The sequence below is a fragment of the Paenibacillus sp. FSL R10-2771 genome (assembly GCF_038000205.1).
GTDB lineage: Bacteria > Bacillota > Bacilli > Paenibacillales > Paenibacillaceae > Paenibacillus_AQ > Paenibacillus_AQ phytohabitans.
In genome coordinates, this window is record NZ_JBBOBM010000001.1 from 3,617,851 (window position 1) to 3,633,321 (window position 15,471).

A 15,471-nucleotide genomic window follows, 5' to 3' on the forward strand; every position below is an offset into this window, starting at 1 on the left:
GTCAATGAGTTTTTCGAAAAGTCAAGTTTTACCCCGACAGTCATGATTTCAAGATCTATTCTATACCTATATACATTATTTATACACTCTACAAAATGCGATATTCATACTTGTTATAAACACTTTCTAATGATTCATGCGATTCCTTCACAGTTATTAATTTACATTCTAATCATTTTTTTGACTTATTATTACTTTTAATTAAAAATATTGCGTATCATGTAAGGTTGGACTATTATGACAATATTCCATGGAAAAAATTACTAAAGGAGAAGAGAAGATGAATAAAACCTCGATTTCGGACATTTTTGAAGAACTTAATGCAGATGAATTTGATTTGAATGGGGCTGGCTTTAGCGCTGCAGAATGCGCTTACTTATGGTCGATGTGCCTCATATACCCGCAAGGTTGTACAAGCCCTTGCGTACTCTTTTACCAAGGCTGTTCTTAAGTATTGGTTATAAAGGCCCCGGAAGGGGCCTTTATCTCAAGGGGGATGCATACGATGCTTAAAAAAATTCATATTCATACAAAACAACAAGACTCTGCAGATTGCGGCACAGCATGTGTTATGAGCCTGTTAAATTTTTATGATAACTATCTTAATTATCAATATCTTAGAGATATACTAAAAACTGATACTACGGGAACAAGGTCAAGCAGTATGATCCATTCTTTGCAAAATCTTGGGTTTGAGGCAAAACTGGTCCGATTAAAACAGTTAAATGTGGTCTCCATGCAAAAAATTGTATATCCGTGCATTGCACATACATTCGTTGCCGGTCTTGAACACTACATCGTTCTTTATGGTCTTAAGAAGAATAGATTGATCGTTAGTGACCCCCAAAAGGAAAAAATATGTCTAGTAAGCTTCGATGAATTTATTTCTTCTTTTACAGGAGTAATAATCCTGGCATATCCTTCATTAAGCACTTCATTAATCTCGCCCATGCAAAAGAAAAAAAATAGTGCAGGTCAAAAAATATGGCGGATTTGCAAGCATAACCTGCCTTATATTCTTCTCTCTGCTTTTTTTGCTTTGGTTGCTGCTATATCTGCTGTCGTATTTTCTTATATTTACCGAGCAGCATTTGACTTTGTTGTTCCTGAGAAAAACGAAGATTTACTGAACCAGATCATAGGAGCTTTCTTGCTAATTATTCTCGTTAAGGGTTTGTTTGAATTTCTGAGAGGAATGTTCATCTCTATGCTTAGTAGAAGAATTGATGATCGTTTGGCTAATCATTTTTTTACAAAAATACTTAAATTACCCTTAAATTTTTTTACTAGCAGAGAAAACGGAGATACTCTTGCACGTTTTCACGACATTTCTAGTGTTAGAAATTTAATCAGTAACACTTTAATTTTGAGTGCCATTGACCTGATGACTATCTGCATAACCTCTTTCATCTTGTATAAGGAGAATCAACAGCTGTTTTTTATATCGCTCTCGCCGGTGCTAATTTATCTGTGCATCAACAGCTTGTTCTTCAATCAATTACATAAATCCAGCAAAAAAAGTATAGAAGATCAATCTTATTTGACCAGTCATATGATTCAAGTACTTGAAGGCATGGAATCCATACATGCCCTTAATAAACAGCCTTATGTCCATCAGAATCTCATTAATAAATTGAAGGGAGTTCTTAAGCGGAATTTTCTATTCAACCTGCTTTCCAATATCAACATTTCACTCACTCGAACTATCCAATCATTTTTTAGCCTGGTTGTCTTATGGGTCGGCATCAAACAGATTATTAATGATCAGTCCAGCATTGGACAATTAATGACCTTTACGGCACTTGCCAGCTACTTCATTCTTTCGGTGGAACGATTGGTAAATGCTCAGCCTGACATCATTAAAGCTTATGTTGCCATTAACCGATATTACGAATATTTGGATTATCCGACCCCTGAGAACAGTGTTTCCGGAATCCTCTGCAGAATTGATTCCATTATTTTTGATAAGCTTTCCTACTCGTACACCAACAGCAAGGTGCTGGAGAATTTATCTCTCGTGATATCACGTAACGAAAGTATCGCAATTGTTGGACAGAGTGGTTCGGGTAAAACTACTTTGGCCAAATTGATTGTTCGTATTCTGGATTCAAATGAAGGCAAATTAATGATAAATCATACGGATATCAATAACCTTGATATATATTCTGTCCGTCAGAAAATCATTTATCTATCACAAAACCCTTTCTTTTTTACCGGAAGCTTACGGGAGAACTTGTGTATGGGTACCGATTTTACGGAGAAAGAGCTTAAAATTGCTTGTGAAGCTGCCTGTATCTGGGAAGAAATTCAGCGGATGCCTGGGCAACTTGGCTATGCCGTATTAGAGAGCGGGAGCAATTTTTCATTAGGACAAAAGCAAAGACTCTCATTAGCACGTGCTCTTCTTAATAAGCCTGAAGTAGTGATTTGTGATGAGATCATGAGCAATGTTGATGTGGAGAAGTGCCGTATAATCTACAATAATCTACAAAATATCCAGCTTACAAGATTATATATTACTCATAAGCCTGAGGATATCCCTTATGTAGATAAAATCTTTGACCTTGATAAAAACATGTTAATTAAGATTCGCGAGGAGGTTTCGGTGTGATCAAAAAGCTTATTCTCTTAACAGTTTCAGTAGCAGCAGTAATTATTTTGTTATTGAATGTATTCCACTCCATTGGAGCTGAAAAACCCCTGTATACAAATATCACCCTCTCAGAATATCAAAAGAAAATTAGTGATCTTGAAAATTTCTCGATTTATATCTATGCTACATCCTGCCGAGCGTGTCAGACTTTTAAACCCATTGTTAACGAAGTGCTTAAAAACAAACCAAATGTAGTCTATGCTCTAAATCTTGATAAAAACCAAAATAGAGATCTATCCTTTTTAAAAGAACAAAATATCTCACTAACCCCTACGATGGTAAACTACGAAAAAGGTAAAGAGATCGCCAAAAAAGAAGGCGTTCTATCTGAAACTGAACTAAAAAACTTTTTAAATCTTAATTAGTGTAAGAAGGGAGTACCGTATGCTACTCGCAGATATCTTTCAACATATTCGTAAGGAAAATCCTCTTTGCATAGATAACGATTTGGCCCAGATAATTGAGTGCATTACATATATTAATCCCCATCCGCAAAACAATGAAAAGACAGAAATCATTCACGAATTCCCTTTATCGTTTAAGAATGAACCTTCCCCGCTCCTTACTTTTTGTGTACTAACGAAAAATGAAGAGAGATGTATTCAGAGATGTATTCAGAGCATTTACAATCATGCCGACGAGATTATAGTAATTGATACAGGCTCAACGGATAACACCTTAGAAGTAATTAGATCCGAATTTGAAGGGATCCGCATCTATAATAAGGAATGGACTAACGATTTTTCGGATATTCGCAACTACGCCTTAAATCTAGCGACGTATACATGGGTTTTTTTTCTCGATGCTGATGAGTACATGAAACCAGAGAGTCTAGATACCCTGAAGGATACTCTGAAGCTGGCAGAAATGATAGAGGACCAATGCTATTGTCTCAGTCCGTCCATTCTTGATTTAAATGGCAACCGATATACCAATACGCAAAGAATTTTGAACAAGAAATTTGATTTTTACTACACTGGTAGAGTACATGAAGAACCTAAATCTCATCGATTCAATAAGGTTTTTGATATTGGCCTTTCACTAACTATTTTTCATGACGGTTATGAGCAAAATATTTATCTCAACAAGAGAAAGGCTGAACGAAACATGAATATGATTAAATTAATGCTGAATGAAGAACCAAATAATCTTAAATGGAATTATTATCACGCTAGAGCGCTTCTCAGATATCAACAAGCACCGGAAGAATATGAAGCAGAACAAGAACTGCTAAGAGTATCAGTGACAGTGAATAAATACACTTCAAGATCTCTTATATTACTGGGTCAGCTCTACTGCAAACGCGCTGATATCATGAATCTAAAAAAGATCATCGCTTTAATTAAGGAATCTAATACATTCGTTCCTCAGGTTGATCTTATGTATCTGGAAATGGCTTTGAACCTCATGCTCGTACTTACCAGAATGAACACTATACGAAATGAAGCAGAGAAACTGATAGGTGGAATTAATAATAGCTTGATTCATTCCAGAAATGAACACCTAAAGAATATAGCGGGGCTGTATAGTTTTCATATGGCTGATTTCAACAAAATTACCGATTTTCTCACGTCTAATGAGAACAGTTTAAATGAAATCCCAATTATACATGAAGAAATCGCTTCCTCTTTGAATCTATTGGACAGGATGAAACATAAATTATCGCAGATATATTAAAAGGGGTGTTTTCATTTGAAAAAAAATACGTTGCTAGTTACTGTTGTTGTTGTGCTGGCTGTCTTCTTCTCGGTTATGGGAGCCGCAAAAAGCTCACAAAGAAGTGAACTTGAGAAAATCCCGTCCTTGATGGACGCAGTAGGACAAATCACATTAACTCCAGGAGATTTCAAACTCGATAAGCAGCCTTCGATGGGTGATCCCAGTGCTCCAGTAAAGGTTATAGAATTCATTGATTATAAATGTCCTTCTTGCAAGAAATGGGATGCGGAAAGCTTTCCAAAATTCAAGCAAGAGTTTATTGATACAGGTAAGGTGCAATTTTTCGTCATAAACTTCCCCTTTCTAGGGCCTGATTCCATTGAAGCCGCAATGGCTGCAGAGTCCATTTTCCAACAAGATTCCAATAAATTTTGGGAGTTCAAAGTGCAATTGTACAGCTATCAAGGAAAGGAAAAAAACGTGTGGGCTACTGAAAAACTCCTAAAAAAAATTGTCAGTGAAAATATTAACGGAATTGATCAGAAGAAATTTGCAGCAGATTTAGAGAATCACACTTATCTTCTAAATGTTAAAGAGGATTTTAAAATATCAGCTGCCAATGGAGTATATGGAACCCCTTCATTTATAGTCAATGGCACTTTAGTCAAAACAGATGATCTCAGCGAAAAAATCGCTCAAATGACTAAATAGCTTTCATTGGCAGACTCATTGTATGAAAGGAACCGCAGATGAAGCTAATCAAAACAGAAGGCTATTTTCTAGCCATAACGGTCTCTATAATCAGTGTAATCAGTACTATTTACTTTATAGCTGTCATGGGTTTTAAACCTGGCATCTTATGCTGGATTCAGATTGTACTAATGATATCAGTAATGTTTTCACTCGGACTTAAGTATAAATACAAACCTCAGCAGTGTAGAATCTATTGTATAGCTGTATCATCGACTGGTGTAATCTTCTCAATCTATCATATAGTAAAGCAAAAAATGAGCAGTATACCGTCTCAATGTGTAATTGGGAAATCTGCATGCAATGAAGAATACTTAAATATATTCGGTTTTATATCAATTCCCACTCTTGCACTTCTTGCTTTCTTTAGTATCGTCTTATTTCTTTATTTATCTTGTGAAGAAAAACAAACATAAATAACTCTAATTAAAAGAGCCGGGAAGAAACCAATAAATGGTTTACTTCACGGCTCTTTAGTATGCAAAATCAACTTCTATACGCCATCCTGGATCCACCGGCACATCCGGCTGACTACATCTTTCATTACTACAGGCTTGCTTATGAAATCTGTTGCTCCTGCAGTCAGACAGCGTTCACGGTCTTCCTTCATAGTCTTGGCTGAAATCGCAATGATCGGAAGCTCTGTGAGTAATAGTTCTTCCCGGATAATCGACAAGGTATCGTAGCCATCGAGATTCGGCATCATGATGTCAAGCAATACAATATCCAAGTCAGGCTGTTCTCTGACCATCTGCAGACACTCGTAACCTGTCTGGGCAGTGAGGATATTCATTTCATAAGGCTCCAGGCCCTTCTGCAGTGCAAAAATATTACGTGCATCATCATCTACAATCAGCACAGTTCTGCCCTGAAGCTTCTGGAACTCCTTTTCAAACAGTAAATCCTTGCTGTTGACCTGCGTCTCCCGCCGGACAGACTCTGCCTGTTCAGACGCTGCTGCAGCCTGGGTCTGCCCCGTGAGGCTATCAGGCTCTTCCCCGCTGTCCAGCTCACGGCATGGAAGATAGAGCGTGAACGTGCTGCCTGCACCCTCTTCACTCTCAAGGCTGATATGTCCGCCCAGCAGCTTGGCTAACTGTAGCGAGATGGATAGCCCTAATCCGGTTCCTCCGAATCTGCGCGCAGTCGTCCCGTCAGCCTGACGGAAGGCCTCAAAGATCAGTTCGCGGTTCTCCGCCGAAATGCCGATACCCGTATCTTTTACAGCAAAGGACAGTAAGGATTCATTCATGGCGTAATTCATATCCGAGTAGGAATCCAGCTTATGGACATCCACAGAGACTGAGCCATGCTGTGTGAATTTGAACGCATTGGACAGCAGATTACGCAGGATCTGATGCATCCTCATTTCATCGGTGAAGAACAGATCGGGAACCTCCGCGCCGATGGTCACCTTAAATTCTAAATTCCTTCCCTCAGCGAGCTTACCGAAATAACCCTGCAGCAGGGACGGCAGCTCAGTAAGATTAACGGCATCCATTTCCACCAGCATTTTGCCGGCCTCCACCTTGGAGAGATCAAGAATATCATTAATCATACTCAGCAGATCACTGCCGGAATTGTAAATTACTGAGGCATACCCCTGTTCTTCTTCTGTCAATGTGTGATTGCGGTTCTCCGTAAGCAGCTGTGAGAGAATCAGCATGCTATTGAGCGGTGTGCGCAGTTCATGTGACATATTGGCCAGAAACTCTGATTTATAGCGGGAGCTTAGCTCAAGCTGTTCATTGTACCGCTCCAGCTCTATTGCTGCGTTCTCTGCCACAGACTTCTGATCCTCAAGCTCCTTGTTCACTGTCAGCAATTCACTGGTCTGGTTCTGCAGCTCCTCAGTCTGTACCTGAAGCTCCTCCGACTGTACCTGCAGCTCTTCGGATTGCACCTGCAGCTCTTCATTCATAACCTGTGAATCATGCAGCAGCTTCTGAATCTCCATCCGTGTCATTACGGAATTGACGGTCACGCCCATCATTTGGAGCAATTCATCCAGCAGCTCGAAGTGATAAGGAGCCCACCGTGTAAGCGCAGCAACCTCCAGCACCGCCACCGTCTTGTTCTCAAAAACAATCGGAGCGATGACCGCAAACCGCGGAGCCGTCCTGCCCAGCCCGGAAGAGATATAAACATAATCCTCCGGCAGATGCTCGATAATGTTAACCCGCTGATCCAATGCGCACTGACCGATCAAACCCGCTCCAGGCTGAACGAGATCTCCGCTTAAACGGGCTTCCTTGTTCTCGGCTCCCGCATAGGAGTACCTGCGCTCAAAAAGCTCATCCCGGTTAAGCACAAATATAGTGGCGTACTGCATTTCCAGCATCAGCGACAGGCGGTTGATAAAGATCCGGCACAAAGCAGCCATATCCGTCGTTTCCTGCAGTGCAATAGACATCGAAGTAAGCTGTTCGCTGTTCCACTGATCCCGCTGCACAGTGTCCAGCAGGCCATTGGTCGCTTCTCCCAATTCATAGATCTCATCAAACGTCTTCACTTTGATGCGCTCTGACTTATTCCCTCCGCCGGCTATTTCGTTAATGGCCCGGATCACACTGTGCAAAGGATTCACAATGCTGGCTGAGAGCAGATAGGTAATGAGTGAGGCTAATAGGGCTACGAGGCCCCAAAGAATGTACATCGTAATGAGCAGCTTATGGTTGCTGTCCTTTAGATTGTTAATACGCTCATTGGTAAGCGTGCGTTCAATATCGCGGAAGTAATCGGATTGCGAGCGAATCGCATCGATCACAAATTTACCTGCATCATTGCGAAAAAAAGCACTTACAGTCTCATCCTGGCCATTCCGCTTCAGATCAACTACATATTGGCCGGCCTCATCGATCCATTTCTCAATATTATCTGATATGTTATTCAGGTTCCCCACTTGCTCCGGATTATCTATAATCAGACCGTTTAGCTTCGCGAAATTAATCCGCCATTCTACAAGACCGTTGTTATATGGCTCCAGGTAAGACTCGTCCCCGGTAAGGGCGTATCCCCTTTGCCCGGTCTCCATATCCAGTACATTTTTTTCAATTTGATATGTAAGTTCATGAACCTCGATATCATGGTCACTCAGAAACACGGTTTCTTTCTCCAGGCTGGTAATCCTGTTGGAGACGATAACCAGAAACAGCCCCAGCATTAATAAAATGATGACATATCCAAGTGCGATTTTGCCACGGATCTTCAAGCTCCACGCATGCTTCTCCGGCAATGGTCCAACCCCCATCTTGCGTTATAATATACTGCATTCCCTATAATTGTAAAGGCTGGAGCAAAGGTTAACAAGCAGACCGGTTTCCAGGTGTGCAGCCCTACAAATATCCTTCTGTGCGCGGCAATCTGTCCTTGAGCTGCCGTACATTGGCTTCCAGTTTAATAATAATTTCTTCCAAATCCAGCGGATCGATCCCTTTGATAACCGGAGCAGGTGCTGTTGCTGCCTTGGTCTCGGCCTTCAACTCCTTCATTTCAATCTGCTGCTCCTGCCACTTATCCATCAGATCGGCAATGGTAGCATAGAACCGCTCATAATCCTTAATTACACTATCCAGAAACGTATCCACTTCCTCGGCATCGTAACCGCGAAGCTTCATGCTGAATTCCTTCTCATGAATAGTAAGTGCATCCAGGGTAATTCCGAGCTGGCTGAACAGCTTTCTTTGCTTGTCCAACCGGCGTTTCATATGTTCGTCCATTTAAGTAACCTCCAAAGTTATGCTGCATTCATCCGGCAGTAATTATTATAACAGGGTGAAAGCAACCTGAAAACATCACTAAAGTTGCATTTCAGCAGAACGGAGCCTGCTGATTGCACTCCGGGACAATAGGGTAAGGAAAGATTACAACAGTATAACTACTACACACACCCGAAAGGAAGATGACCCGATGAGCCACTTATCAAAATCAGAGTTGACTAAGCTCCGGCAGCTACTTGAGGAGCGCAAAACAGAACTGGAACAGCATTTCTCCAGCAACGGGGCTGAAGACAGCCTGCTGGGTGATTCACTCACACTCTCTACGGGAGAACTCTCTTCAGTCGATAACCACCCTGCCGATACAGGAACCGAAACGTTTGAACGCAGCCGTGACCTGTCCATCAACACTTCACTTTCTGAAGAATTAACCGATATCGAAGCTGCCCTTCAGCGGATCGAAGACGGTACTTATGGAATCTGCGAAATCAGCAAACAAGAAATTCCTTATGAACGTCTTGAAGCCATCCCCTACACCCGTTACGCCGTTGAATATGCCCCGTCCAGCCGGAATTCGGACGTGCGTCCCGTGGAAGAAGAAGTCATGACTCCGCCGCCTTCCGGCGCGGGCCAGGGACGGCAGGAGCATAGCGGGAGATTCGATGATGCCGGAGCCTGGGAAGCTGTCGAGGATTACGGCAGTGCAAGCTCACCTGTCACCACTCCGGGCCAGGATACCGAAGAAGAGGATTCCTGAGTTACGGGCGGAATAGCGATCCAATAGATCAGCTTCAGAAGTTGTCTGCTACCGCCTTATTCAGTATCCCCAGACAGCGGTCCAGATCAGTCTTTACCTGTTTTTTGTACAGCTTGGCCTTCTCCTCCCCGTCGGCAGTGAAATGGTATAGAACAATTTCCTGGAAATCAACTTTGGGATCACTGCCCTTTAGCTGCTTCGTGCGGTAAAGTATCCCCTGCTGCACTAATTCATGCAGCGCACGGTAAATTTCACTTTGGGGAGGAGAATACCCATACGCTTTGAAATCTCTCCGCAGATCCTCCAGCATCTGATAACCGTATCCTTTGTGCTGTTCCACCATAGTAATCAGATATACCTTTATAAACGCCCGCTGGGCAATCATAAACGCCATAGGACACCTCCTGGGTGTTTTTTTGATATGGATTCTTTGATATGAATTGTTTGATAGGGTTGTTTACAGTTTGTTATGACTTACTTGTATCCCTAGTATAAACCCTATTTCCCATCATTCACAACAAGTAATGCCCAAGTAAAAATTCAGGATATCGGAAGGGTTTGAATTAAAGGTTCCTTTTTCCGGTTCGAAAAGTTTGATAGGTACGTGGCTAGTTTGGTCTAAGGAGTGTGTGTGGATAGGTATGTGGTGGCATTTTTAGTATTTCTATTGTGAATTTTTCATATGATGAATTTGCAGAATTATAGCGATTAAGTTAGCAAAGTGGCCTTGCTTGCTCAAGCGGACTGACATTCCGTTATCTTGTTCATTTGAGTAAAAATCGGGGCATTTCAGAATGTTTAACGGAATCACTCAGTCCGCATGCCCCTGTATTTAGCCAGAATTAACCGCTTAGCGGAATCTCAGTCCGCATTACAGTTGATTAGTCATGAAGAGCCCGCAAAGTTAAGGGTGACGAAATATAGAATTGGTCAGTTCCATCTTGATCACCCTAAGAGGTCGGGTATTTCATGTTTCTTGCATCTGGATACCTGTACTGACTGGACTTATTCATTATGAATTTTTAATTTGGGAGTTTATTTATAGGGATCTATTTATTGAGAAGTTATTTAAAGTAAATATAGATGGTGAGATTTTCAATCTAATCAAACTATTATGAATTTTTCACATAGTGATATTATATCAACAAGTTTTTTGGTTTTTTTCTTTGGTCTTCTGTTGGTCTTCTGCTGGTGTTCTGTTGTTCTTTTATTGATCTTCTGTTGGTCTTCTGCTGGTGTTCTGCTGGTGTTCTGTTGTTCTTCTGTCAATCCACTACTGGTCTACTGCTGGTCTACATTGAGTTATTTTATCCATCTGATTTCGTCCTTCTTTTTTATTTTAATTAGCCGGGTTTAGTTTGTGTGTGTTCTTGGTCTGTTTTTGTTTGTGTGTCTTTCTCGTCTGTTTTTCTCCATCTGTTTTTCTTTGTATGTTTTTCTTTGTATGTTTTTCTCGTCTGCTTCCCTTGTCTGTTTGTGTTCTTTGTTTGGTACTTTGCTTCTTTTTAATGCTGGAGTTTCTAATGTGAATTTTTCATGTATTGAAATTTCACTTCACTTCACAGATTTATTGTTGTAAATGCAACATAAATCATGTACTATTTTTTTACCACCCTGTCAAAATAATATTGCGGGCTGCAGCAGACACGGCAAGATTACACGAGCGAACAGTCCTAAATGTTGTACAAATTGCAACTTGTATGTTTTGATCCAAGGTGATTCGTAAAGATTGTTGTATGAAATACAAGAATCGACCACGCATAGCCGCTCAAACACAGGGAAATGCTGCTTTTTCTACAACAATTTTCGAATATACTCTATATTCTGCCGGGAATGATGTATTTCGTGCAGGATTTTAGTTAGTGTCGTTAGTCTCTGAAGTTCAGCCTATACAGGGTAGTTGTAATAACGGAAGAATGTTTGAGATAAGGAGGAATCATAAATGAGTATAACTATAACAAAGTGCTCGGCCGGCGATTTGGGCTTGCTTCAAGACATTAGTGTTGAGACCTTCAGGGATACATTTGAGCATCAAAATTCAGCGGAAGTTATGCAAGCCTATTTAGAGAAAGCCTTTAACCTGGAGCAATTAAATACTGAGTTATCTAATAGCGCTTCTGAATTCTATTTCATCTACTCCAAAGGCGAGCTTGCCGGGTATTTGAAGGTAAACACGAATGAGGCCCAATCTGAAAATATGGGTAACCATTCGCTTGAAATCGAGCGGATCTATATCAGGAGGCCTTTTCACAATCAGGGACTTGGAAAATATCTGATTGATAAAGCCATAGCAATTGCGGTTGAGCGGAATATCGATAAAATTTGGCTGGGCGTGTGGGAACGAAACGGGGGTGCGATTGCTTTTTATACAAAAATGGGGTTTGTCCAGACCGGTACGCATTGTTTCTATATGGGTGATGAGGAACAGACTGATTATATAATGACCAAAACGCTTAACAGCACCGTAGCAGACGGTACAAAAATCACTTCAGATAAGCCGGGAAATTCATAGAACCTACGGACTCTTAGACGATACCTGCTTTATATCCCTCCCCAAAGCAAAGACTGCCCCAGGCCAAATGCTCCTGTAAGGCAGTCCTTGTTATTATTTATAATCATGTTGAGCCAATTTGCTCATTTAGAATTTATCGCGGTTATAGAGATCCGGATCGCTGTCGGCGTTCATCGCGCCTCTGTTGCCCAGCGTGTTGCCGACCCTTGTATCCTCAGGAATAATATCGGGATTCGTAGGTCCACGGTCTGTAAGTGTGCTGTTTACGGTATCGTCGGCATAGAGGCTGTCATAGCGGCTTGCGTTGAGGGAACGGTTGCCCCGGAAAACATTATGGATATCCCTGCCCCGGCCGTTGTCATCAACGAGGACGAGGATTTTGCCGCTGTCCACGTATCCTTCGTAATCACGCGCTTCATCCTCCGGAATGCCGAGTCCGATTAATCCGCCCACGAGTCCGCCTGCACCTGCGCCGATTGCAGCACCTGTTAAAGTGGCTACAATGGGACCTGCTGCGAGGATCGGTCCTATCCCCGGGATAGCGAGTGCGCCGATTCCTGCGAGTAATCCGGTGATTCCGCCGACTACGCCCCCGGTTGCCGCTCCTGTTGCTACACCTTCCGGCGCCATCGTTCCTGTATCCTCGGAAATGCTTTTTAAATCATCACGATCCCGTGTAATTACTGAAATATCGTCGTTAGTGAACCCTTGGCTCTGCAAACTTTCAATTGCTCTGGTCGCTTCTTGTTCTGTGTCGAATACACCTACGATTTTATCTGTCACTTGAAGCCCTCCTTCGAAATTGTCGTTCGCTATTGTATTACCCATTCACAGGTGTGCCAAACAGCGATTCCAATTCTTTGCGGGTTAATTTGCGTTAATATGCAAGAATGTTTATTTTGACGGACGGGTGCGGTTGGTTGGAATAGCCTGCAGCGGATCATCCGGCCAGTAGTGCTTGGGATAGCGGCCTTTCAAATCTTTTTTGACCTCAAAATAAGTGCCCTGCCAGAAGCTGGCCAGGTCTGAGGTCACCTGCATCGGCCTTCTGGCCGGAGACAACAGATGCAGCAGCACCGGAATCTTCCCTCCGCCAATCCTCGGCGTATCGGTCTGCCCGAACATTTCCTGCAGTCTGACGGCCAATACCGGAGATCCCGGATTGCTGTAATCCAGTGGAATACGCGAACCGCTAGGCACGGTAATATGTGTGGGCGCTTCTCTATTCAGCGTCTGCCTGCTGTTCCAGTCCAGCATACTCTCCAAAGCCTGCGTCAGATTCACACGCTGCAGATCGCGCAAATTGCGCATTCCGTGGATATACGGGGCCAGCCACTCGTCCAGGGTATCGCACAGCGCAGCATCGGACATATCCGGAAAGTCCGCCCGCAAGGTATGAAGGAAGCCCATCCGCTGGCGCAGCTGGAGGGTTCCCTTGTCCCACGGCAGCCGTTCCAGCCCTTCTGCAGCAATCACTTTCAGCAGTACGTGTTCCGTCTCTTCTGCGGTTGCGCGTTCATGCGTCGTCTCCTTCAGGATGAGCGCGCCCAGCCGGGTTACTCTGCGCGCCTTCACGCTTCCGCTCTCGTTGTCCCAGTAGACTTCGCGCTCTTCAAGAAGGCTGTCCGCATGATGCTTCAGCAGATCCTGCTCGGAGAGCTCTGCGGCAAGCATGATCCGGCTCTGCCCGGCACGGTCATCCACGCCGGGCGCCACAATATAGGGCGAGCGCGCCAGCGGCTGGCCCTCGCGCATCGCCGCCCCCCGGCCACCGGAGAGGAGAAACGCGCCATCGCCGCGTTTCTGCCCGATGCGGTCGGGATAGGCGAACGACAACAGCAGCCCGCTGAGGCTGATGTTGTCAGGCGGTCCGCCCGGCGCTGCCTGCAGCTGCGCCAGGAAGTTCCGGCTCTCGCGCTGCACCGCGCGAAGGGCCGCCGGGTCCGCTCCGCCGCCGGCAGCGGAGCGCCCGGACCCGAGCAGCGCCTCCACGCGCAGCGTGAGGTCGCTGCTTAGTGCCGCGGGACCCTTGAAAAGGTCCCGCTCCTGCAGCAGCGCCGCGAGCAGTGCCGCGAGCGGCGCCGCTGCAAGGTCTGCCGCGCGCAGCAGCATGTGCGCGATGCGCGGGTGCGCGCCGAGCGCGGCCATGCTGCGGCCGTGCGGCGTAATGGCGCCGCCGGCGTCCAGCGCGCCGAGCTGGCGCAGCAGCGCCGTGGCCTGCGCGTAAGGCGCGGCAGGCGGCGCATCGAGCCAGGCGAGCGCTCCGGGCTCCGGCACGCCCCACAGCGCCAGCTCCAGGGCAAGCTGCGCCAGGTCGGTCTCCATAATCTCCGGTACGTTATCGTCCGGAAGGCGGTCATGCTCCTCCCGGCTCCACAGCCGGTAGCACACGCCCGGCGCCGTGCGGCCGGCCCGGCCGCGCCGCTGATCCGCCGAGGCCTTCGAGACCGGCACCGTGGTCAGGCGCGGCATGCCGGTGCGCGGAGAGAACACCTGGGTCCGTCTAAGACCCGTGTCAATCACCGTGCGCACACCTTCAATCGTCAGACTGGTCTCGGCGATGGATGTCGCCAGAACGACCTTGCGTTCTCCCGGTACAGCCGCTGCGACTGCTGCTTCCTGCATCTGCTGCGGCAGCTGGCCGTAGAGTGGACGCAGCACAGTTCCCTCCGGAAGACCTCCGGAGGCCAGCTCCTGCTCCGTCCGGCGGATCTCCCGTTCGCCCGGCAGGAAGACCAGTACATCCCCCGGCTGCTCGGTAAGTGCCCGGCGCACGGCTGCGGCCGCCGCTAGCTCGGGATAGATCTTGTCGGGGCCCGGTACATACACCGTTTCAACCGGATACGTCCGTCCCGGACAGTTGACTACCGGCGCCCCGCCAAGCAGAGCCGATACCCGCTCACCATCCAGTGTCGCCGACATCACCAGAATGCGCAGATCCTCCCTCAATACACTCTGCGCTTCGAGCGTCAGCGCCAGCCCCAGATCAGCATGCAGGCTCCGCTCATGAAATTCATCGAAAATCACGAGTCCGACATCACCTAGCGAAGGATCGCTTTGCAGCATTCTCGTTAATACACCTTCTGTAACCACAACAATACGCGTATTCCTGCCCACCTTGGTATCCATCCGCATCCGGTATCCGACCGTCTGACCGACACTTTCCCCGAGACAGGAAGCCATATAAGCCGCCGCCGAACGGGCTGCCAGACGTCTGGGCTCCAGCATGAGAATGGTTTTGCCGGCCAGCCAAGGCTCGTCCAAAAAAGCCGGAGGGGTCCCTGTGGTCTTACCCGCTCCCGGCTCGGCGATCAGTATTGCTGCAGTAGTATCTGTAAGTATTCTTTTCAGGTCAGGGAGCACCTGCATAATTGGAAGCTGCTTCATTTCATCTCTCCATCATCCGCTACAAATTAGGTATAAT

The 15,471-nt window shown here is 45.2% G+C and carries 12 protein-coding genes; 7 read left to right on the forward strand and 5 right to left on the reverse strand.

The features are described from left to right. Window positions 1-505 precede the first annotated feature (505 nt). From NSU14_RS15540 to NSU14_RS36000, 5 genes are read left to right on the forward strand one after another with little or no spacing between them, the layout of a single operon-like run. Window positions 506-2,611, forward strand: a complete 2,106-nt coding sequence (locus NSU14_RS15540; RefSeq protein ID WP_340946055.1) for a peptidase domain-containing ABC transporter — start codon at window positions 506-508, stop codon at window positions 2,609-2,611. Further along, window positions 2,608-3,018, forward strand: a complete 411-nt coding sequence (locus tag NSU14_RS15545; protein WP_083705577.1) for a thioredoxin family protein — start codon at window positions 2,608-2,610, stop codon at window positions 3,016-3,018. Before NSU14_RS15540 ends, NSU14_RS15545 begins: the two co-directional genes overlap by 4 nt. Window positions 3,019-3,037: 19 nt before the next feature. Next, complete coding sequence (locus NSU14_RS15550) at window positions 3,038-4,330, forward strand: glycosyltransferase (RefSeq protein ID WP_042136939.1); 1,293 nt, start codon at window positions 3,038-3,040, stop codon at window positions 4,328-4,330. 15 nt (window positions 4,331-4,345) lie between these two features. Continuing rightward, window positions 4,346-5,023 carry a DsbA family protein gene (locus tag NSU14_RS15555; protein WP_052421858.1) on the forward strand — a complete coding sequence of 226 codons (678 nt, stop codon included), beginning with the start codon at window positions 4,346-4,348 and terminating at the stop codon, window positions 5,021-5,023. 38 nt (window positions 5,024-5,061) lie between these two features. Next, on the forward strand, window positions 5,062-5,478 hold the full coding sequence (locus NSU14_RS36000) for a disulfide bond formation protein B (RefSeq protein ID WP_445670027.1): 417 nt from the start codon (window positions 5,062-5,064) through the stop codon (window positions 5,476-5,478). 77 nt (window positions 5,479-5,555) lie between these two features. Here NSU14_RS36000 and NSU14_RS15560 read toward each other — a convergent pair whose 3' ends face one another. Next, entirely contained in the window at window positions 5,556-8,297 is a 2,742-nt protein-coding gene (locus tag NSU14_RS15560) for a CHASE3 domain-containing protein (protein WP_340946059.1), read from the reverse strand. A gap of 100 nt (window positions 8,298-8,397) precedes the next feature. Next, window positions 8,398-8,781, reverse strand: a complete 384-nt coding sequence (locus tag NSU14_RS15565) for a DivIVA domain-containing protein (protein ID WP_042136936.1) — start codon at window positions 8,779-8,781, stop codon at window positions 8,398-8,400. A 214-nt stretch (window positions 8,782-8,995) separates the two neighbouring features. Here NSU14_RS15565 and NSU14_RS15570 point away from each other — a divergent pair, with 214 nt between their 5' ends. After that, window positions 8,996-9,535, forward strand: a complete 540-nt coding sequence (locus NSU14_RS15570) for a TraR/DksA C4-type zinc finger protein (protein ID WP_445670029.1) — start codon at window positions 8,996-8,998, stop codon at window positions 9,533-9,535. 34 nt (window positions 9,536-9,569) lie between these two features. Here NSU14_RS15570 and NSU14_RS15575 read toward each other — a convergent pair whose 3' ends face one another. Beyond that, entirely contained in the window at window positions 9,570-9,929 is a 360-nt protein-coding gene (locus tag NSU14_RS15575) for a helix-turn-helix transcriptional regulator (RefSeq protein ID WP_039292873.1), read from the reverse strand. Window positions 9,930-11,477: 1,548 nt separating this feature from the next. On the opposite strand from NSU14_RS15575, the gene NSU14_RS15580 reads away from it, so the two are divergent. Next, window positions 11,478-12,047, forward strand: coding sequence for a GNAT family N-acetyltransferase (locus NSU14_RS15580; RefSeq protein WP_340946063.1), 570 nt, complete (start codon window positions 11,478-11,480; stop codon window positions 12,045-12,047). A gap of 126 nt (window positions 12,048-12,173) precedes the next feature. Here NSU14_RS15580 and NSU14_RS15585 read toward each other — a convergent pair whose 3' ends face one another. Beyond that, on the reverse strand, window positions 12,174-12,830 hold the full coding sequence (locus tag NSU14_RS15585; RefSeq protein ID WP_052421856.1) for a general stress protein: 657 nt from the start codon (window positions 12,828-12,830) through the stop codon (window positions 12,174-12,176). A 111-nt stretch (window positions 12,831-12,941) separates the two neighbouring features. Beyond that, complete coding sequence (gene hrpB, locus NSU14_RS15590; RefSeq protein ID WP_042136933.1) at window positions 12,942-15,434, reverse strand: ATP-dependent helicase HrpB; 2,493 nt, start codon at window positions 15,432-15,434, stop codon at window positions 12,942-12,944. Window positions 15,435-15,471: the final 37 nt, after the last annotated feature.